13 protein-coding genes and 1 pseudogene are annotated in these 21490 nt (G+C 47.1%); 11 read left to right on the top strand and 3 right to left on the bottom strand.

Annotation, left to right across the window (positions count from 1 at the left end):
* The first annotated feature begins 5 nt into the window (after positions 1–5).
* The 7 genes from AWR27_RS09810 to AWR27_RS09780 are packed head-to-tail and all read left to right on the top strand — an operon-like array spanning position 6 to position 12832.
* Positions 6–1949 carry a RiPP maturation radical SAM C-methyltransferase gene (locus AWR27_RS09810; RefSeq protein ID WP_077131012.1) on the top strand — a complete coding sequence of 648 codons (1944 nt, stop codon included), beginning with the start codon at positions 6–8 and terminating at the stop codon, positions 1947–1949.
* Complete coding sequence (locus tag AWR27_RS09805) at positions 1900–3456, top strand: hypothetical protein (RefSeq protein ID WP_077131011.1); 1557 nt, start codon at positions 1900–1902, stop codon at positions 3454–3456. Before AWR27_RS09810 ends, AWR27_RS09805 begins: the two co-directional genes overlap by 50 nt.
* Before the next feature lie 2 nt (positions 3457–3458).
* Positions 3459–6101, top strand: coding sequence for a lantibiotic dehydratase (locus AWR27_RS09800; RefSeq protein WP_077131010.1), 2643 nt, complete (start codon positions 3459–3461; stop codon positions 6099–6101).
* Positions 6098–7102: a lantibiotic dehydratase C-terminal domain-containing protein gene (locus tag AWR27_RS09795; protein ID WP_077131009.1), complete on the top strand. Its 1005-nt coding sequence runs from the start codon at positions 6098–6100 to the stop codon at positions 7100–7102. Before AWR27_RS09800 ends, AWR27_RS09795 begins: the two co-directional genes overlap by 4 nt.
* A 46-nt stretch (positions 7103–7148) precedes the next feature.
* Positions 7149–9272, top strand: a complete 2124-nt coding sequence (locus AWR27_RS09790) for an aminotransferase class III-fold pyridoxal phosphate-dependent enzyme (RefSeq protein WP_077131008.1) — start codon at positions 7149–7151, stop codon at positions 9270–9272.
* A 35-nt stretch (positions 9273–9307) separates the two neighbouring features.
* Positions 9308–11308 (top strand): NAD-dependent epimerase/dehydratase family protein, encoded by a 2001-nt coding sequence (locus tag AWR27_RS09785; protein WP_077131007.1) that lies wholly within the window; start codon positions 9308–9310, stop codon positions 11306–11308.
* A 12-nt stretch (positions 11309–11320) separates the two neighbouring features.
* Positions 11321–12832 (top strand): S8 family peptidase, encoded by a 1512-nt coding sequence (locus AWR27_RS09780; protein ID WP_077131006.1) that lies wholly within the window; start codon positions 11321–11323, stop codon positions 12830–12832.
* Positions 12833–12933: 101 nt separating this feature from the next.
* Here AWR27_RS09780 and AWR27_RS09775 read toward each other — a convergent pair whose 3' ends face one another.
* The 3 genes and pseudogenes from AWR27_RS09775 to AWR27_RS09765 all read right to left on the bottom strand — a co-directional run bounded on the left by AWR27_RS09775 (position 12934) and on the right by AWR27_RS09765 (position 15473).
* Positions 12934–13731, bottom strand: a complete 798-nt coding sequence (locus tag AWR27_RS09775) for a bestrophin-like domain (protein WP_077131005.1) — start codon at positions 13729–13731, stop codon at positions 12934–12936.
* A gap of 358 nt (positions 13732–14089) precedes the next feature.
* A pseudogene (locus AWR27_RS25745) lies at positions 14090–14248 on the bottom strand (IS481 family transposase); the annotation flags it as partial.
* A 364-nt stretch (positions 14249–14612) separates the two neighbouring features.
* Positions 14613–15473, bottom strand: coding sequence for an AraC family transcriptional regulator (locus tag AWR27_RS09765; RefSeq protein WP_077131004.1), 861 nt, complete (start codon positions 15471–15473; stop codon positions 14613–14615).
* A gap of 356 nt (positions 15474–15829) precedes the next feature.
* Here AWR27_RS09765 and AWR27_RS09760 point away from each other — a divergent pair, with 356 nt between their 5' ends.
* The 4 genes from AWR27_RS09760 to AWR27_RS09745 are packed head-to-tail and all read left to right on the top strand — an operon-like array spanning position 15830 to position 21449.
* A complete protein-coding gene (locus AWR27_RS09760; protein WP_083732992.1) occupies positions 15830–17347 on the top strand; it encodes a fucose isomerase in 1518 nt (505 codons plus the stop codon).
* A gap of 4 nt (positions 17348–17351) precedes the next feature.
* The gene (locus AWR27_RS09755) at positions 17352–18974 is read left to right on the top strand and encodes a ribulokinase (RefSeq protein WP_077131002.1); all 1623 of its coding nucleotides are present in this window, start codon (positions 17352–17354) and stop codon (positions 18972–18974) included.
* Positions 18967–20526 (top strand): sodium:solute symporter family protein, encoded by a 1560-nt coding sequence (locus tag AWR27_RS09750; protein ID WP_077131001.1) that lies wholly within the window; start codon positions 18967–18969, stop codon positions 20524–20526. Before AWR27_RS09755 ends, AWR27_RS09750 begins: the two co-directional genes overlap by 8 nt.
* Positions 20523–21449: a dihydrodipicolinate synthase family protein gene (locus AWR27_RS09745; RefSeq protein WP_077131000.1), complete on the top strand. Its 927-nt coding sequence runs from the start codon at positions 20523–20525 to the stop codon at positions 21447–21449. The genes AWR27_RS09750 and AWR27_RS09745 overlap by 4 nt, the downstream gene beginning before the upstream one ends.
* The last annotated feature ends 41 nt before the right edge of the window (positions 21450–21490 follow it).

Below are 21490 nucleotides of genomic sequence, written 5' to 3'. Positions count from 1 at the left end.
AAATAATGGACAAGAAAGTGTTAATAGCCCTTATGCCATGGGCCAGTATTGATTTTCCGGGGCTGGGGCCAACCCTTGTCCATTCAATTCTAAACCAGCAGGGTTATCCGTGCGAGATGATGTATGGAAATTTGGCTTATTGTCATTTCCTACAGGGGGATCGCTTTGTTATTGAGCAGGTTTCAAAACTGCCTATTTCAGAGATAGCATTCTCTCCGCTTTATTTCGCGGTGAGTAAGCAAACGGCTGCTGACAAACTTGAGCGTCACGTAGAAGGAACCAGTCAAAAAGGAGATGAAAAACGTAAATCGAGCGCATATTACCTCAATATTGTCGAACAGGCAGAAAACTGTATCAATTATTTATTCGAGAGTACGCCTTGGGGAGATTACGATGTGGTTGGTTTTTCCGTGATGATGCAACAGACCGTTGCTTCGCTGGCCTTAGCTAAGAAAATTAAAAGACACTACCCCACTATTGCCATACTGTTTGGGGGCCCCAGTACAAGCGCTCCAATGGGCGAAGCCATGATCCGTGCTTTTCCCGAGATAGATTATATTTTACAAGGTGAAGTCGATGCTACTATTGGGCCTTTCGTGCAGGAGCTCCGGCAGGAGAAGAAAGACTTGAGACAAATTCACGGCTTACTGTATCGGAACAATGACGGAACGATTTCCAGAACCGCGCCGAACCGACCTTTCGTTAAATTGGATACGCTTCCAGTACCTGATTACGGGCCTTATTTTAGCCAGCTTAGCCAGTATGGCATTACCAATATCGAACCCTATTTACAGATTGAGACGTCGAGGGGGTGCTGGTGGGGAGAAAAACACCACTGTACGTTCTGCGGTATTGAAGACGAGATTCTGAAATATCGAACTAAATCGGATGATAACGTACTGAACGAGATTATTACGTTATCGAGTAAGCATCGGGGACTTGAGTTTTTTCCGGTAGATAGCATCATCAGTCACGGGGCGTTTAACTCACTACTACCCAAGCTTACTCAGCTACGTAGCGAATTTGGCTATGATTTCAGTTTCTTCTTCGAGTGTAAATCCAACCTTTCTACGCACCATGCTACTCGATTCAGAGACGCAGGAGTACGGTCGGTTCAACCGGGTATAGAAAGCTTCAGCGATAATATACTACGTATGATGGATAAGGGCACAACAGGAGCCAAGCAGGTGCAATGCCTGAAACTGTGTGCTGAACGAGAGATTGTCGTAAACTGGAATCTGATCTATGAAAATATAGGTGAGCGCGAAGAGGATTATGAAATAATGATTCGGCTGATTCCATTCATCACGCACCTGCCGCCCCTACATGCCGAAGGAATGATTCCGGTACAGCTCAATCGCTACGCGCCTTTACACAACACGCCCGAACGTTTTGGTATAGTAAATATTAGACCTAAGGGATATTACTATGATATTTTTCCGGACGAATCCATTGACTTCGATAATCTGGCTTTCTACTTCGATTTCGACAGAAACGATAAAATAACTCCCAAACTCAAAGCTTTGCACAGTCAGCTTCACGACCGGCTCGAAGCGTGGCGGGAAAATTATCAGGAACGCACTCTTGTTCAGCGCAGAGGCCCCGGCTTTATCGAAATTATCGACCAGCGGCAACTTGCTTATACGGGTAAAGACCGTCTCACTGTAGGTCGTATTGTGCTTGAAGGTATCGAAGCGGAGATGTTTTCGGCCTGCGATGAAGTGATTCGGGAAGATAGCCTGGTCAGGCTATTCATCGACCGAGTTGATGAAGGCGAGATTCGGCAATTTGTGGACCGGATGGTTGCCTGCTACCAGATATACCGGTCAGAGAGTGATCAGTTGATTAATCTCCCGCTTCGTCTTGACATTCCTAAACGCCCGACAGGTGCAGACGCTAATGAAGGAAAAAATTCTGATTATAACATCGCCCTGCTCGAGCTTCGTTAATCATGTTGATCGGGCTGTTGTCCGCCTGACACAGTTATTGAAACAATGTCAGATTGAGTACACCGTCACACTGGGCGGGTTAGCTTTCAAACAGGCTCTGGGCGAGTATGCACACACTGACATGGTCGCGTTCAACACGTGTGAAGCGGAGCATCTGACTCTACTTGATTCCCTGATGACTAAGTCTGAAAACAACAGTGCCATCTGGTTTGTGCAGGACGAGACCGAGCTGGACCTTAGCTTTTCTGAGCAATACATTACGCATCTCTCTGCCGCTTTTCCGAGCATTGAATTAGTGGTATTTACCAACGGGCTGTCGTCAAAAATGTATCGGGCCTGGTCGCTCATCAATGTGGTTCGTGTTATACCCAAAGCAATCCTGCACGCACTATTGACCATTGATATTCAGCGGATAACAGCCAATGCAACCAGTAGTTTCACCACTGCGCTGTATGATTGCCTGAATACTTACAGTTCAGGCGAATTGCCCGCTGATAATACGACGGATTGCTTCGACCTCGATGCGACCGTTGATTATAGTCTTCTGCTGAAACAACACAGAGACCAGACAAGCTTTAGCCAAATTGTCCGATTACCCGTCAGTTTAAACGAATTAGTATCAGAACAACTCACAAACCATATTTTAGGGTATTCGCAACAATACAAAATACTCGATTTTGATCTAGGATTTGTGGATTTAGACAATCCCGAAACCCGCGTTAAACTGAATGAAATAGCCACCGTCTTTACATCCTTGTCATACAGCTTTAGATTACATTGCACCCTGCCTGCCGACAGCCCGGCTGAGTATTTTGCGTACCTACAACGGGCCAAAGTTGACTCGGTGCATCTGCTGCCAGTTGTAGGAGCACCGGATAGGCCAGCCAATGACGAGGAAACCATACTGTTGAATCTGCGCCAAATCAGTCTGGTTAAGCGATTGCATGGATTGGGGATAGAGGTACAGTGGCGGCTGTTGTTGTCTCGGATCAACCTTGGGAGCGACTTGTGGGTGAAGTTTATTAATGAATTACCCGTTTTTTTCGGCTTTCCCGCTCCAATCGGAGTGTATTGGATGCAGCCGAAGCCACCGGTATCAAATGCAGCGTCTGATACTGCCGACGACGCAGCGATACTTATCGCTGACGTACTGAACGGGTTGCGTACTTGTTTGGGCGACTGGCGAACGCACCCCAAGGATCGCTACCTGTCGAAGGGTACCGGCCCCGCGTTTGCCCGACTGTTCGACCGGCGTGGTGCCATAGAAAACTGGCGTTTTCTGAATTTGAATTCGGCTCAGACAGAGTTTTACCAGCAGTTAGATGATGTTACCCAGGCCGCACAGATTAAGGAACGGATGGCGCATATTCCAGCAGATAAGATAGATAATTTTTTGTCGTTTCTGGAGCATCATCGCTTGATTGTATCGATCAATAATGGTCAGTATTTTCTTAATGCTTCTCAACGGAGAGACTTTACGCAGGCTTGGGCTACCGCCGAATTATAAATATGCGTACCGATCAACTTGTCAAAAACGGCCTTGTGCTGGCTCCTTACTATGCATGTCGGCAGGTAGGGCTTCCAACCGACGCTATCTGGAAATTAGGTAATTTTCAGATAGCCCGGTTATGCGATGAGTTGACGCATAAAGAAGCAGAACTCAAATGGGCAGCTTCTCAACTGGTTGACGCGCTTTATGAGCTGATAAAATACACAACGGAATCAGACCAAAGTAATCAACTACTTACCCTAAAGCGGGCTATTTACAATAGCCGACGGGTTGATGAACAACATGTCAAAAAAAGTTTGCCGATACATCTTCATACACTATTCGACAACTGGAGCGGTCGGCTGAATCAGTTGAACGAAACGAAGCAAGTGGCTGAAACGGCTATTGGTCAGTCGCTTGCTGCGCTGAATCAGGCGTTTGGTTTATTATTTGGCGAGTCATCTGTTCAAACGGCCATATGCCATGCCCAACCCGAGTTATATCGTAAACTTCTTGAACTGCCTAACGCCCAAAATCTGAACAGCCAACAACGCAAAGTATTGCTGTCGGGTACGGCTTATGCTTACCGAATGGCTACTAAAACCAGCCCCTTCAGTTATTTTACCAGAACAGGCTGCTGGCCACTCAATCAGGACGAGAGAACATCCCCCGATCAGCCGTCATCGGTGGAAGAAGTAAACGTACTGAATATTCGTATTGGACAGCAACTAATCGACGCGCTGCTGAACCAGAACTTATATAGCAATAAACTACCCCTGCTCTGGAATCCGGCATCGGTACTGACGGAAGACGGCTGTTACGTGCTACGTACCGATTTGTCGTTGGCAAACAATGGAGCAACGTCGACCGAATCGACGGTCGCTATGTCCGCTAACCCCATTTTATTTCTGGTAAAAGATATTTTTTCTGAGCGCATCACGCCCATCGACCAGCGCGAACTGGTGGCCTTATTGATAGAATCATTAGCCTGCGATGAAGAAAAAGCACAGCGAATACTGACCAAACTGCTGGAATATAAACTCATTATTCCGACACTGGGTGTTGATCAGAATCGGCTCGACTGGCCGGCTGCTCTTGCCGAAAGCCCCTGCGTAGCGCACGTATCGAGTGCGTTAAGCAATCAGCTTGCCGGGTTGGCATTGCACGTAGACTCGCTGGCCAAAACAACACCTGCCAATCGGCTAAACGCACTACAGACACTCGCTCAGAACAGTGAGCGCGTACTGGCTTCGGTTGGTGTGGTAACGCCGGTTGGAGGAATCCAGAAAATTGTTCATAACAGTGTGTATCTGGCCGCTCCGCCAACTCCGGAACCAGACCAATTCATTGAGCAGTTCCCCGTTTTCGATTCCCTACTACGTGTTCTTCCGCTGTTCAATAACGACTACGCGCTTCAACAGTGGGTGGCTGGTAGGTTGACCGATACCGATACGCCGTTGCCCGCGCTTATTTTTTTTCATCGACTTTTCGAGTCTGCTATCGACGCAGACCCAAATACGCTGAACGAGAACCACCCCCTGCTAAATCCGCAGGCTCTGGTCACGGGCAACGCCATGCAGCAACAAATCACCGTTCAGGATCGCTTTGTATCCGAGATTGCTTCGCTGCTATCCGAAACGTCGGAGCAACTTACGCTCGACTCCTTTTTCTGGGCGAAGTGGGAGGAGGAAGCATCCCCTTTCAATACGCAGTCGCTTCCGCTGTCGATGACCGTAATGGGTCAGTTTACGAATACATGGACAACTGACGCCCCTCGTTTCGTTGTCAATAAACTATTTGCGGGGTATGGTACAATGTTTACCGAACCGCCATTGTCAGCCCGGAGCTACCGGTCAAACACGATGATTGAGCGACAGTTAATGGATATAGAGCCAGCCTGTGAGTATGCCGACATTATAGCGACAATGGGGTTTCAGGGGCAGATCAGACTACCGGTAGGCAGACGAAGTTTATACTATCCCGGCCAGCAGGTGAGTGATCCGGCCCGGCAGTGCTTTTGCTGGGACAACTTGTTTGTTAAACGCGATGCGGCTGGTAACCCTGTGCTTATCGAAGGGTCAACCGGCAAGCGAATCGTACCGCTGCACCGGGGTACGTTAGCATCAATCTATTTTCCGCCCTTCTACCGGTTCCTGACCACGCTTGGGCCATCGTTTACGCCCGATTTTTCGCTGTACGAACGGTTGCTGAACCAGGCCGAAACACAGCGCGTAGAAGGCATACGCCATTATGCCCGCATAGTGAGCGGTGGGGTTGTGTTGATGCGTCGTGCCTGGTCGGTGCCGCTTGCTGAGGTGCCCAGACAATCGGCCAAACAATCTGATTTTGCGTATTATCGACAGGTAAGAGCATGGGCATCAGAGGTGAGTATGCCCAAAGAAGTGTTTGTTATACCCATGCATTCTGCTACGTATTATTCAGAAGATGGGCGTGGCCTGGCCTTCAAACGTGTACACAAACCCGTTTATCTGAACTGGGACGATTACACCAGCTTTCGGCTGTTTTTACGATATACGGTATTCGAGGCTGGCCGAATGAGCTTTATCGAAGCACTACCGATACTCGACCGCGATAAGTTAGGTGCAGACAATCGGGTGGTTGAATATCAGATAGAGATGTACCAAAACGACCGATTACCATGAATCGTGCCGTCACGTCGATCCATATCTATTATCGTGGCCATCAGGATGCGCTGCTGCTGGATTATGTCTTGCCAATACTGGTTAACTGGCAGAAAAACGGACGTATCAGTCAATACGCGTTTCTGCGGTACTGGAATGGGGGCGATCATCTGCGGCTGCGGCTGTTCGCCTGTACCGACGAAGCCGATGCCCTTGCCCAGCTTGCCAATTCCTTCTCAGAACATCTACGATACCATCCGCACGTAGCTCAGCCGGTCCACGATTACAATGCGTATGCCAACAACATGCGGGCGTTGTACGATAAACTTGGCGCTGTTGAGGTTGAAAATATTGAGCCGCTACGCCCGGAGCCGGGTATCGAACTGCATCCGTATCGGTTTGAGAAACACCGCTATGGAACTGACGAAGCACAGGCATTGAGCGAAGATCATTTCGCGTTTTCGTCAGTGTTTGCCGGACGGTTGTTAAAGTTGACGCGGGATAATCTGCCCGCCCGTATTACCCTGCTTATGCATCTGTCGATGATGATGGTTGGTGTTATCGATGATCAGCCAGGCGCGATTGCCGATCTGTTCCATCGGGCCAGCCAAACCGGACTGCTGCTTAAAAATCATCCTGATGATTCGGTGGAAGATACCTATGTTAGTCGTGGTTTCCCCACATTTGACGAGCAAATTGCCGACCTTGAACCCGTTCTAACTCAACTACAATACTGGTTGTCAGGCTCAGACATGTCGGCTCTGATGCATGTGCCCGGCCAAAGCCCCGCCGTACAAGCTTTCTTGCACCAATGGCAAGTGGAACTGCGGAAACGGTGGGTGAGTTTACAACAGCTCGATCAACGGCAGTTGTTGCCCATCAATCCTTCGGCCATTCTGATGACGTACCTCCACCTGTTGTTCAACCGGCTCGACATAGCCTTTTCGTTGGAGTGCTATACTTATTACCTGACTGCTAAGGCCATAAACCATTTAACCGAGCTGAATCATGTCATACGTTAGTGAGGACATTATATTGGACGAAAGCCCTACAAACAGGGCGGCTGAGGTGCCTAATTACTGGGGCCCCTTTGCTCAGTTAAAAGAACAGACGAACGCTATTCTTGAGGTGGCAAACTATAACGGCTTGATGGCCGAACTCAACGATGCGCTTTTCATCGACCGGTCCGATATTGCCTACTATGTTGATCTGGCTAAGGAAGCAGGCGGGCCCATCCTGGAGCTTGGTTGTGGTTCGGGGCGTGTGACACTGCCCCTGCTTAGCGGAGGATACCACGTAACGGGCGTCGATAATTCGCAGGATATGTTGGATATTCTGAGCAAACGCATGCAGCACCGCTCCAGAGAAGAACAAAGCCGATTGACGATGTGCCGGGAAGATGCCCGAAATTTTCAGCTTGGTAACGCTTTTTCACTCGTTATTTTCCCCTATTGCTCACTGCTGTTGTTTACCGACCCCGCCGACCGGAAAAGCATCTTAAAATCAGTCAGGCGGCACCTTACATCGAGCGGCCTTTTTGCGTTTGATGCGCCCGTACAGGAGTCACTGAATCAGGAGCGAATTTTTGAACTTGATCTACCCATCGAATCGGGTAAAACCGTCGTTACGTTAGGAATCAAAACCTACCATGAGCAGAAGGTGATGCTGGAAAACTCGCTGTTTCAGGTTGCCAAAAGTACCAATAAACGATACACCATTTTAGAATATAAAAAACTGGCACTGTTTGCTGAGGGCGAACTGGAGCAGGAGTTGCAGGAGGCCGGTTTTTATGTCTACAAACGCATACCGACTTTGTCGGACAACGGCAAAACCCTCCGCTACTTGTACGTATGCGGCAAAAGCGATACCGATACGTATCCGCTCTGGCACCCCTACATGCCGCACAATCAATTGCCAAACCATGTCCTGACACTGGTGAGCGGGCAGGGCTGTAGGGTGACGGATCAGCATGGCAAAACATACATCGACGCATCGGGCGGTTTGTGGAGCGTGCAGTGCGGTCTGGGGAATACCTACATCATCGACGCCATAACGAAGCAATTGTCAACACTATCGTACGGAACGCTGTTTGCGGGTCGTGGCAATGAGCCCGCGCTGGCACTGGCACGAAAGTTAGTTGAACTGGCTCCCTATCCGCTGGAGTGGGTTTACCTCACCGGATCTGGTTCAGAAAGTGTCGAATTATCGATTAAGTTGGCCCGGCAGTTCTGGCACTTCGCGGGGTTAGCCAACAAAAATCGCATTGTTTATCTCGATCAGTCCTATCATGGTACCTTTTTTGGAAGTATGGGTGTCTCCGGGCTGTACCCTGCTAAGGAAACGGTTGGCCCCGGTTTGCCCGGCCTCGACTGCATTAATGCCCCCAACCCCGACAACTGCCCGCCCAATCAGGACTACGAGACGTATGCGCTAACCTGCGCCGAGCAATTAGAAACCGTTGCTCGTTTGAAGTCAGACCAGATAGCCGCCTTCATCATAGAACCCGTGCTTGGTTCGGCGGGTGTCGTGATTCCACCTCAGGCTTACTTCGACCGCATCGCCGAAATCTGCCAGCGTCATAACATCTTGCTGATCGTTGATGAGATCGCAACGGGTTTTGGGCGTACGGGCGCGTGGTTCTGTTCTACTCATTTCGGAATCAAACCCGACATCATGCTTTTGTCAAAAGGCATCACCAGCGGATACCTGCCATTGGGGGCAACGCTGTTCTCTGCCGAAATTGGTAATCGCCTGCTGGCCCACGGAGCCGGTATTATGCATGGTTCCAGCCACAACGGAAATCCGGCCTGTTGTGTGGCTGCGCTGGCAACTATCGATGTGCTCACAAACCAGCAACTAATCAAACGGGCAAGGGAAGCAGGTCATTATGTCAGAGAGTTACTTGAGCAAATGAAGAACGAGCAACCTAATGTTAGCGGGATCAGATCGCTTGGGTTGATGGCAGGGGTTGCGCTGTGCCAGAACGACCATAAACCAGCCACGAAAGAGCAAGTCGCTGTTATCTATGAATTACTGAAGAGAAAGGGCGTTTTAGCTTATCCGGCTGTATCGAGCGTCGTTTTTTTTCCAGCCTTGACTATTACCGATGATGAGTTGCAGACGGTTGTTCAGAAGTTAGGTGAGGTGTTGAGCAGCGTGCAACTGGTTAATAACGGAACACGTATGCGCTGAGGTTACTGCCCAACCCGATTAACGTAAACAAGCATATGCACGTACTAATTATTGGTGGTACAGGATACGTTGGTAGTCGGCTGGTTGATCGGTTGCTGGCCCGTCACATGGTAATTACGGTTCTTGCCAAAGAGCCGATGCCCGGGCTGACTGCTCATGTCCGTGTCATAATAGGAGACCGCTCGGATCCGAACATTCTAACCAGACTGGCGCAACTGAAAGTCGATGCCGTAGTTGACCTGATAGCGTATCGGCCCCAGCAAACCCGCGAGTTGGTGAACGCCTTTGCGGGCCGAATCCGTTGCTACGTTCACCTAAGCACCATCGCCGTTTACGCGCATCCCTTTACATTTCCCCTACAGGAAGATCAGGCTACGTTAGTGAATAACGGCGGACATAGTTACAGTAATCTAAAAGCCGACTGCGAACGGGTGCTGACGGATGCTTACCAAACCCAAAGATTTCCAATGGTTATTCTACGTTCTACGCCTATTATGGGACCCTCTGACCCGGTGTCTCGTGAAGTGTACATGCTGAAACGCCTGCTTAGAAAAAAACCATTAATTACCCCTTTGCTACGGGATAGCTTCATTTTAACCATATTTATTGATGACCTGATCGAAGCGTTTTACGCAACCCTGACAACACCTTCAGCTATCGGCAATGCCTATCATTTGTCGGCAGGAGACTGTCCAACGGTTAGCGAGTATATGCAGGCAATAGCTACCTGGGCAGGCGTCCAACCTATTCACAATGACCCAACGGATACCCAAACGCTGCTTGATGGGGGTTTTTCGGTGTACGCATTTCCGTATGCTCCCGGCTCGCCGGGACGATTGAACATCGCCAACGCTCAGCGCGACTTAGGGTTCTCGCCAACGCCGTTCCGGGAGGCCTTAGTCCGCACATTAGACCCGGTTTCAACTACTATACGTTCGCTCCAGATGGTGCCGGCCTGGCCCGGTCGAACGGCTACACAAACGCGCTTGTGCGGAATACATGAATTACTGCATGAGCAGGCAGAGCAGTGCTGGTATGACCAGAAAAAACCGCCAGCCGTACTGACAGTCGATGATTTGCTCAAAAAACTGACTCAACAGCCAGACGCCCTCGTGCTTACTGATCGTGAGCGTTGGCTTCAGAGCGAAACCTGTTTTGAGCCGACCTGGCACAGGTATGGAGAAGACGATCCGATGCCTGTGTTGATAATCCCGACTCAGCTTACATCGCTGCTTTTGGGCAGTGAGTTGAGTGCTGACCCGCTTCCAACCTGTTGCTACAAAGAAAGCTGCCAGTTAGTTGGTGTTCTCGAACCGGTCGAGTCGGTCCCTGACAGCTATGACTGTTTCTTACACCAACCGCTCAGAAACCGGGTTGATTATACGCATGACAATTTCCCGGCCAAACTCTACACAGTCCGGTTTGAACACGTGCGGCAACTATCGTTAGGTGAAAAAGACCGGGCTATTGTGCATGGCGAATTTGCTGACTGGCTACTGAGTCGGCTGAACAAACAAACCATGACCGATGTCAATCTTGATTTGTTCAGCAAATGTTATTTGGCCGATGACTATACCGCTTTTGCTAATTGTCTGTCAGACCAGCGCGAACTGGAAGTGTTGGCAGATTGGGTGCACCTGTTTGGTTTAGCGAGACTCCTGATAAAAGCAGGCCACATGCACACGCACCAATTGTTTATTGGTAGAGCCAACCACTGTTGTTTCACACGGACCGAACCCGATCAGTCTGTTCCGGTTAACGGGGCATTCTTGGATTCAGCGTTGAAAGTGACGGTTAACAACCAGAATTACCTATACGATATAGCCAGCCAAACACTCTGCTCTGTGCCTAAGCCGTTTGCTATCCTGTTGGATTATGTTGATCCTTTTATGGTATCGGCCAGTCTGCTTGAAGAGATATTTGACCTCGATGCCGTCAAAGCCATCGAGGTTTATGAGGTTTATAGAAACGAGTTTGTCAAACATGTCAAAATGTTCTGCAAAGAGCAAATTATCAGATCATTGGTGCCACACTAAACCCTTTTACATATGGCTCATTTCATACTGACTCCTAAGCGGTCGGCTGCTGCGCAATCGCTTCAGATGGCAACCGATACATCGAATGAATTCTGGCAGCATAAGGTGCATAACGTAATGTCGTCGGAGCTAAACGCGCAAAAAACAGCCCATCACAAAATATTACACTTTGAGGCTTCTCCCGATGAGGTCGCCCAGCAAAAAAACAAGCTGGACCCCAACTTTCATATAGAGCCTAAGATCAAGCACGTCCACTGGCACGAACCACCCCAACAGCAACTGCTCAAAAGTCCGCCCAAAGCAACTGCTCAGCCACCGGCAGGTGCCAATGCTGTGCAGGTACACGTAGTGGGTGAACCCGGGGCAACACAGCCTGAGGCAATCTATGGTGCTTCGGTAACAGCCGTTCTGGTTCAGGAAGGTAAACTCCCTACCACTAAAACGAAGCAGACTGACCAAACGGGACGGACAAACTTCGTGCTGACGGAGGCTACCATGCAGGTTGGGATGATTACCTGTGCGCCAGCCGGGGTTTACTGGAGCATGGGCGATGCCACCGTTGAGACAACCTGTGAGATTAATTGCCCTGCTCTTGGTGACGACGGTCCATTTGGCTGGTGGCAGCAGCTAATGGGCGTGACTACCTACGACGAATCGCGGGGGAAAGGGATGCGGGTGGGCGTTGCCGATACGGGCATGGGGCCTAATCCCTGCCTTGATAACATAATCAATCTCGGCTCCATCATTGACGGTATTCATGACAGTGAGGGCGGGGCCGACATAGATATTCATGGCAGCGCGATTTGTGGACTAATCGGGGCACAGCCAAAAAAATCAGGGCAGTACGCTGGTATGTCGCCCGGAGCTACCATCTACTCCCTGCGTGTATTCCCCGAAGGCGATGGCAACGCTAACCAGGGCGACATTGCCAGTGCCATACGGATGCTGGTCGATGAATACCAAGTACATCTTATTAATTTGAGCTTGACAGCGTCCGCACCATCAGCTATTGAACATGATGCGATTCAGTATGCATACGAAAAGGGAGTTGTCTGTATCTGTGCATCGGGTAACTCAGGGACAACAGTCGCCTACCCAGCCGCTTTTCCCGAAACGATTGCCGTTGGCGCACTGGGACTTACCACATGGGGGCCACCCAATTCGATTACGCAGATTATGGTGCCACCCGACCCCACCCGCATATCAGCTCAGGGATATTACGTTCCAAACTTCAGCAATTCGGGCGATGCACTGGATTGTGTGTCACCGGCAGTCGGGCTTATTTCGACCTTTCCCGACCGGTATGGACTAACGGAAGCATACGGCGATTTGGCGGGAACTTCGCTGGCTACCCCCATGGTCGTATCTTTGCTATGCATTCTGTTAGAGAATGATGAAACGTATCAGGCTATGACGCCTGACGCGTCGCGATGCGAGTACGTCCGGGCTACGCTTCGCAAAATCTGTTCAAGTTTGAATCTTCCCAAAGAACTTGAGGGCAATGGTGTGCCGATTATACGCTAATGCTACACCAGTCGAAACAAATGTGCTGCTTTTCACCACTCCAATAGCAAACACAATGAGCATGTTTGCTATTGGAGTGGTGAAAAGCAGCACAAACTGCATCAAAAGCTTTTCTGATGAGCTTCTTTATGCATCAATAATATTTGTTGGTAGGCTTCAGGCTTGATGCTGATCGAGCCTGTAAACGGGTAATCTAACAAAACAATGATGTAAACGAGCAACCCGATAAAAGCACCTAATAACCCGTTGATTATCAAGTGTAAATTTAGATTTTTAAACTCTAATACTGTTGCAAAGCCAATAATCAATATGCCGCCTAACATTAAAGTCATCCATATTGGATATGGAATATTATTAACAGCGTCTAATTGTCGTAAACTACGGTAAGTGGCGAGTTCATTTAAGGTCTTAAATATTTCCTCCATTCGATAATCATTACTCTTATCTCGTTCTATCGTAGAAAAAACCTTGCTGAAGGCATACCTATCTTCCGAAGAGGTAGGTTGGATTTTTTCCATGTGTGAATATTCGTATTCAATAACATAATGAACATAGTCGATATAGGCAGACATCAACGGAGCAATCTTAGCAGAGTCAGGATAGTAATATATATCGCGGTACAAACTTCGGGCTAAGCTACCTTCACGGTCAGCGTTGGTCTGCGCGGTATTGAATGAATCCCATACCAAAAACACGACGAAACCCATCAATAGACCATATATGGCAGTTATTGCTACAAAAACGTCACCTAAGCCGCCATTATCACTATGTCTTATATTTATTCGACCATAGCGTTTGAACAACAGCGTTAAACCGGTACTAAACAGAACGAACAAGCCAATAATAACCACAAGTAAGATCACAGGATTCATCTGTAGGGCATAGTACACTACTGGCATAGTTTCATTTATTTGGTTGCAGGTGGTTTCTGGCGAGGTAACTACGAACACCAATCAGGAAAATTAATGCTGCGTAGTAAAGTCATCAAATATATAATGCTTTAGCACAATATTCCAACACATTATCCAGATGGGTTTCATCGCTTCCGACGTTGAAACCCATCTGAATCGGGCTTGCGCCGACAGTATTATTTAGCAGTTGGAATGCCACGAAACCTATCGTTAGTCTGTTTGCCGATGTGCAGGCTTCTCTCCGGGAAATAGCCGAATCGGCCCTGAAACGCCTGCGTAAACTGGCTCGCCATCACGGCAAAGTTATCTCGCTGGTTTCGCTTCGTACCAAACTGCCCGCTCAAACGTTGAGGTGGGGAGAGCGTGGCTTGATTGGACGGAACTTGATATAACAAGCCATAAGTCGCTCTTGAAAGCAATAGGCAAAAAACTCTCGACCCCGATCCCTTTGAATACGCTGAATAGGGAAAGACATCTGCTCCAACAACCGATCCAGAAAAGCAATTGAGTTCTGAATGGATTTTGTGGCAGATCAGCTTTTTGGCGGGCGAAGAATCCGGACCTTATCTGTACGGGGCCGTCCGTGTGGTGGTAATTATAGTCGTCAATGCCTGGCCATTCACGTACTAGCGATAAAACAGTCCGGTTATGGATATGGTTAAGACGGCTTATCTTTGTAGAAGGGGTTAGAGAAGTACTTTCATTGCGACAATTGCGAGCGAAAGTGCCAGTCGTTAGATTACCAGACGCCCGCCCAACGATACGTCAAAGAATCAAGTGGGAAAGGGGAAAGTACAATTTTCGGCCTATACCCTCCAAGTTTGAATTAGGTTAAAAGCTGACTAACTAAGCAGGAACACCATAGTGAATTACCCTGAAAAAAATACATTCTTGTATTGTTTGGGCGTAGTTCCTTTAATATTTTTGAAATGCCTGTAAAAATTAGAGGTGTTTTCAAATCCGCTGTCCAGGGCAACATGCGCTATCGTGTAGTCCGTTTTAATAAGTAAACGGCAGGCATGGCTAAGGCGTACCTCCGTAAGGAAATCAAAGTACGATTTATTAGCTGTCATTTTAAAGTAGCGGCAAAAAGAAGTAACACTCAGATTTGTGAGCTTTGCCACATCCTCAATCAGAATTTTATTCCTGAAATTTTGTAAGGTAAATGAAAGTACCTTTTCCATTCTATTTCCATCAAGTTGATTGGATTTTGTGTATTCAATAGTATTCGATAAAATCTCATACTCTCTGCTTTCCAGTAAAATAACGTAGATTCTAAGCAAGTAAACCACTTTGTTCAAGCCCGTCTCCTGTAGCATCCGCCACATAAGCCGTTTAATTTTCTCTTTCGAATTTCCTTTGATGACCAGCCCAGTTTTAGCTTGTTCAAAGAGTTTCGAAATCCCTTGAGTTTCGTATACATTAAGAAATTCCTTTCCCAGACATTCAGGATGAAAGTGAAGTACCAAAGCTTCTACATGATAATCTGAAGAACTGGGGCTATTACATTTCCAGGTATGTGGCACATTTGAGCCCATAAGAATCATATCATCCTGCTGGAAATTGCCTATACTATCCCCCACGAAACGAATTCCTTCACCTTTTATAAGATAATGAAGCTCGATCTCAGGATGGTAATGCCAGATAGAGCCAAATTGTGGCACTTTATCATGACGAATACTAAACGCATTGTCAATCTGTTTAGGAACAATATGAAGTTTAGGCACCATAGTTAGTTATGTTCACAGTTATGTGTGTTTCAGCCAAAGTGAGTTCTTCATCACTTTCGGTGATACCCGGCCTGTTTACTCATCTTAACGTCATCACCACCAGCCAACGCGAAGAACCACTTTGGCCGAAATACTTAGTTATATACGAAGCTATTAATATCCAGCCATTTTTTTATTCAATGTGATAATATGTTGGATAAGTTGGAAAATTTAATGAATTCTTTTCTGATACAAGCATTCAATCTTTGTACTATCTCAAGAGACAAGGAAAGATGGAGCACAAGTATGCACTTCTGGTCTGTAGTGGGGACCTCAGGCCATCGGCTAACCTTAAGTGTTGGCCGATGCAACAAAAAATGGAAGAAGACCTGGCAGCGGCCTTACGTAACTATTCCTGGGAAATCAAAAGAGCCCACGCATATAATGAAGAAAAAGGGCATGGTTTTATCGATTACCAGCACATAGGAATAAAGATCTTCAGAGAAATAGACAAAATGCGGCCTCTGATAGTAGCCGAAAGCGTATGGCAGTACAGTCACCACGTTTTGGCCGGACTCATTTCGCATAAAGGTCCCATCTTGGTTGTAGCCAACTGGGATGGCACCTATCCTGGGCTTGTTGGTGCTCTTAACCTTACGGGTTCATTAACAAAAGCCGGTGTGAAATATAGTTTTTTATGGAGTAAAGACTTTGATGATCCATTCTTCACCGCAAAATTAAACGAGTGGCTGGACACCGGTAAGGTTATCCATGACCTCTCCCATGTAAATCCGTTTGCTATCAATAATGTAGAGGAGAGAGACCTAATCATAGCTGAAAAACTTGCTACCCGCATTAAGGACGATAAAGTAATTATGGGGGTGTTTGACGAGGGCTGCATGGGTATGTTCAATGCCATCGTACCTGATGATTTAATACAGGCTCTTGGTATCTATAAGGAGCGATTAAGCCAGTCGACCTTATATGCTACCATGCAGACCGTTTCGGATGCAGAAGCAAACGCAGTGCTGGATTGGATGCTCCAAAAAGGAATGAAATTTGTTTGGGGAACTGACCCGGTCAATGAACTTACCAAAGAGCAAACGCTGGAACAATGCAAAATGTACATTGCGGCTGTTAGACTGGCTGACGAATTTGGTTGCGACACGATCGGTATTCAATATCAGCAAGGTTTAAAGGAACTTACAGCAGCGAGTGATTTGGCAGAAGGGCTGCTAAATAATACGGATCGCCCGCCGGTTTTTACTGGTAAAGGGAAAGAATTATATCCGAAAGTAGCATTGCCTCATTTCAATGAGGTAGACGAATGTGCTGGTATAGATGGTTACGTTACCTATCACCTCTGGCGAGAACTTGGACTTAATGGCGATAATACCCTACACGATTTACGGTATGGTGAAACCTTCACTATAGATGGCAAAGAAGAGTTTGTATGGGTTTTTTTGATTTCGGGAGCGGCTCCTGCATCACATTTTAAAGGTGGTGGCTATGCCGGGGCAGTTAGTATGCGTCAGCCACCTATGTTTTTCGGAAAAGGCGGGGGTACACTTCGCGGAGTGAGCAGGCCCGGAAAGATTGTATGGAGCAGGGTTTATATTGAAAACGATAAGCTTTGGTGTGATATCGGTACGGGTAGATGCGTAGAATTGCCAGATGCGGAAGTTGACCGTCTCTGGAAACTGACCGACCCTCAATGGCCTGTAATGCATGGCGTTCTTGACGGAGTGAGCCGTGACCAAATGATGGCTAAACATAAAGCAAACCACATTCAGGTGGTCTATGTTGACGGAGATTATGAGGTACGTAAAGCCGCAGAAATCAAAGCCGCAACTTTCGTTAATCTGGGAATCAACGTAAATTTTTGCGGAATCTGATCCTATGGAAAAGAAGCTCGTGATAGGACTGGACTTTGGTACGGATTCCGTTCGGGGATTGCTGCTCAACCCAGTAAATGGAGAAGAAGTAGCAGTTGGAATTTCGTACTATAAGCGATGGAAGGCCCAGCTATACTGCAACCCGGAAAAGGACCAATATCGCCAGCATCCTTTGGATTATATAGAGTCTATCGATGAGGTATTTGGAAAACTTTTTGACGTAGAAAGCGCTACCAATGTTTTGGCTATTGGTACTAATACGACCGGTTCTACACCTGTGGCAGTAGATGCGAAATGCCGCCCATTGGCCTTGTCAACGGAGTTTTTAGAAAATCCTAATGCCATGTTTGTCCTCTGGAAGGATCATAGTGCCATTGAGGAGGCCGGGGAAATAAATGCGCTTTCAAAAAAATGGGTGGTGGATTACACTAAGTACAGCGGAGGAATATACTCCTCCGAATGGTTTTGGTCGAAAATTCTTCACATCAACAGAACGGACAAACATGTATTTCAGAAAGCATACAGTTGGATGGAACAATCCGACTGGATTCCTGCCTATTTGTGCGGAACCGATAACCCATCTGCTGTAAAGAGAAACCGTTGTGCCGCCGGGCATAAGGCCATGTGGAACGAAGCGTTTGGGGGCTTGCCTTCTGCAGCGTTTCTAAATGCTATAGACAATACATTTGAAAAGCTGAGCAACAGGTTCTATACCGAAACCTATACGTCCGATCAGGTCTTTGGAACTATTGCTCCTTATTTTACCAACAAGTTTGGTTTTAATCCGGCGACAATCGTAACTGTTGGAGCCATTGACGCCCACCACGGCGCGGTAGGCGCAGGAATCGCTCCCTACACCCTTGTCAAAGTAATAGGAACATCGACTTGCGACATGCTGGTAGTGCCAGCATCAGACCAATTGCCTTTGGTTGAGGGCATTTGCGGGCAGGTAGATGGCTCTATTGAACCTGGGATGATTGGTTTTGAGGCTGGGCAGTCGGCTTTCGGGGATATTTTCAACTGGTTCAAAAAAATGATACTGGAACCTACCCAGGTTATTATTGGCGATCAGCTAAGTGTGGAACTGGCGAATAAACTGGACGATAAATTTTTTGGGTATGTTACTGGTGAGGCCAGCCAAATAGAGGTAACAGAGTCAGATCTGGTATTTACCGATTACCATAATGGGAGACGAACACCTGATGCTGATTTTGGGGTTCACGCGTCGGGGTACGGTTTTAGCCTGGCTACGCAGGCAGGACATTTCTTCAAGGCGTTAGTTGAAGCAACGGCATTTGGTTCAAGAGCCATCCTGGAGCGTTTCAGAGCCTTCGGTATTCCAATTGAGCATGTGATAGCTACTGGAGGCATACCCAATAAATCACCCTATGTCGTACAGGTTTTGGCGGATGTTATGGGTGTGGAAATTCAGATAATAGACAGCGAGCAGACCTGCGCGTTGGGTTCGACTATTTTTGCCGCCACTGCCTGTGGAATTTACCCCACTATTGAGGAAGCTAAAAAGACAATAGCGGCAAAAATCGTAAAAACGTATAGCCCTAATCCGGAAAAGCAGAAAACGTATGATGCCCTGTATAACCGATATAAAAAATTAGCTTATGACTAATTTACCGATATTGGATATTGCCATTATTATTGCCTATCTAATAGCAATGGTATTGGTTGGCGTTTACTTTTCCGGAAGAAACACCTCAGCCGATGAATTTACCCGAGCGGCTGGTCGGATTCCTGGTTGGGCAGTAGGCATATCGATTTATGCTACCTTTCTAAGTTCGAACACTTTTCTTGGCGTGCCGGGTAAGGCTTTTGGAGGTAATTGGAATGCCTTCGTGTTCAGTCTCTCTATGCCTTTGGCCGCCTGGTTTGCCACTAAATACTTTGTCCCATTTTATCGGAGTACCGGAGAGGTATCTGCTTACACCAATCTTGAAAAACGATTCGGTCCATGGGCCAGAACCTATGTAGTGGTCTGTTTTTTATCCACTCAGCTAGCCCGGATCGGATCTGTGTTTTTTGGAATTTCATTGACCTTGCAGGCTCTCACAGGGTACAGCATGGTGACGATCATGGTGGTGACGGGAATCTGCATTATAGTATATACCGTGATGGGTGGCATTGAAGCCGTAATCTGGACCGAAGTCGTACAAGGTTTGTTGAAAACGTTGGGTGCAGTAATCATTATTTACTTAGTGGTGAACCAAGTGATGGGGGGATTCGACGGCATTCTTACCATAGGAGCGGCAGCTAATAAATTCAGCCTTGGTACTATAGAGTTTGATTTTGTCCGTTCATCTTTCTGGGTTGTGCTGCTATACGGCTTTTTTATCAATCTGAATAATTTCGGAATGGATCAGAACTACATCCAGCGTTACCACGCAGCCACCAGCACCAGAGAAGCCAATAAGTCGGTATGGCTTTGTGTGTGGATTTATGTTCCTGTGTCTCTCCTGTTTTTTAGTATAGGAGCCTGTTTATACGCGTATTATATGCAAAACCCGGAGTTACTCCGGACCATTAAACTGCAGGCGGCTTCTGAGCAACTCGGTCTGGCGATCAATAAGCCGGAAGTAGCGCAACTGGCAACAATGATGAAGCCATCAGATTATGCCGATAAAGTGATGCCGCACTTTATGGTGCATATGATTCCAACCGGTCTTTTAGGATTGATTGTCTCTGCCATTCTGTCTGCGGCTATGAGTACTATAAGTTCTGGCATGAACGCTTCGGCCACAGTCTTTACAGAAGACATATACAAGCGATATGTCAATACGAGGTCAACCGAAAAGAACAACTTGAAAATCCTTTACATCGCCACGGTTATAGTAGGCTTAATTGGTATGCTCTGCGGCATAGCCATGATAGGTGTCAAAAGCCTTTTGGATGTCTGGTGGACACTTTCTGGAATATTTGCAGGGGGCATGTTGGGGCTCTTTCTACTCGGTTTAATGAGCAAGAACACTACGAATAAAGATGCTCTTACGGCTAGTTTGATTGGTGTCTTGATTATTCTCTGGATGAGCTTCTCTTACCTCATACCAGATCAATACAATTATTTACGATACCCCCTACATGCGAATATGATTATTGTAGTGGGTACATTATCGATTTTCCTCACGGGTAACCTCACTCAAAAACTAAGAAGGAATTTAACCATATGACAACTAAAAAATTTGTACCTGTCATGCTCACTCCATTTCAGGATGGAAATGCTATTGATTACGAAATCCTGGCAGACCTGATCGAGTTCTACCTGGAAGCAGGAGCAGCCGGACTTTTTGCCAACTGCTTGTCGAGTGAAATGTATCATCTTTCCAAAGAAGAAATGCTGGCTTCTGTGTCTTTTATCGTGCAGAAAGTGAATGGAAGAGTGCCTATAGTAGCCACAGGTACTTTCCCCGACAGCTTAGAAAATCAGGCCGCTTTTGTAAAGGAGATATATAGCACGGGAGTCGACAGTGTAATTGTTATTACAAGCTTGCTGGCCGGAGAGATGGATTCTGAAGACGTGTTTGAAGCCAGAGTAAAACAATTGCTTGCTCTAACGGGGGATATTCCCCTTGGGTTTTATGAATGCCCTCTGCCCTATAAACGGATTTTAAGGTCTGAGTTGCTGGGGCAGTTAGTCAAGACAGGACGGATTAAATTTCACAAGGATACATCACTAAATATAGACAGTGTACGGGCTAAGATTGCTGCCAGTAAAGACGCCGAGGACTTTGTTCTTTACGATGCCTACATGGTGCATGCGGTGGATTCAATGAAAGCCGACTCGGCAGGTCTATCCTGTATCCAGGGAAATTATTTCCCTGAGCTGATTGTCTGGTTGTGCAATCATTACGATGATGACTCAGAAGACGTAGACAAAGTGCAGCAGTTTTTTGCTCAAAACATGGGGGTTATGCATGACACCTATCCCGCCAGTGCAAAATATATTCTCGAAAAACGAGGTCTGGGTATCACCCAAATTTGCCGCAATGGAAGTGAGCTAAGGACCACAGCAGATCACGATAGCCTTGACGCGCTGTTCTATAAATTCAAAGAATTGGCAAAGGAGATCAATTTAAACATGATAAGCCTATGAACAATAAAATGTGATCCAGTCAAAGAACAGTAACACTTCTC

It is taken from the genome of Spirosoma montaniterrae, from assembly GCF_001988955.1.
In the GTDB taxonomy this organism is placed as follows: Bacteria; Bacteroidota; Bacteroidia; order Cytophagales; family Spirosomataceae; genus Spirosoma; species Spirosoma montaniterrae.
The sequence above is the reverse complement of the archived record's forward strand: the minus strand, read 5'-3'. Positions and strand labels throughout refer to the sequence as shown.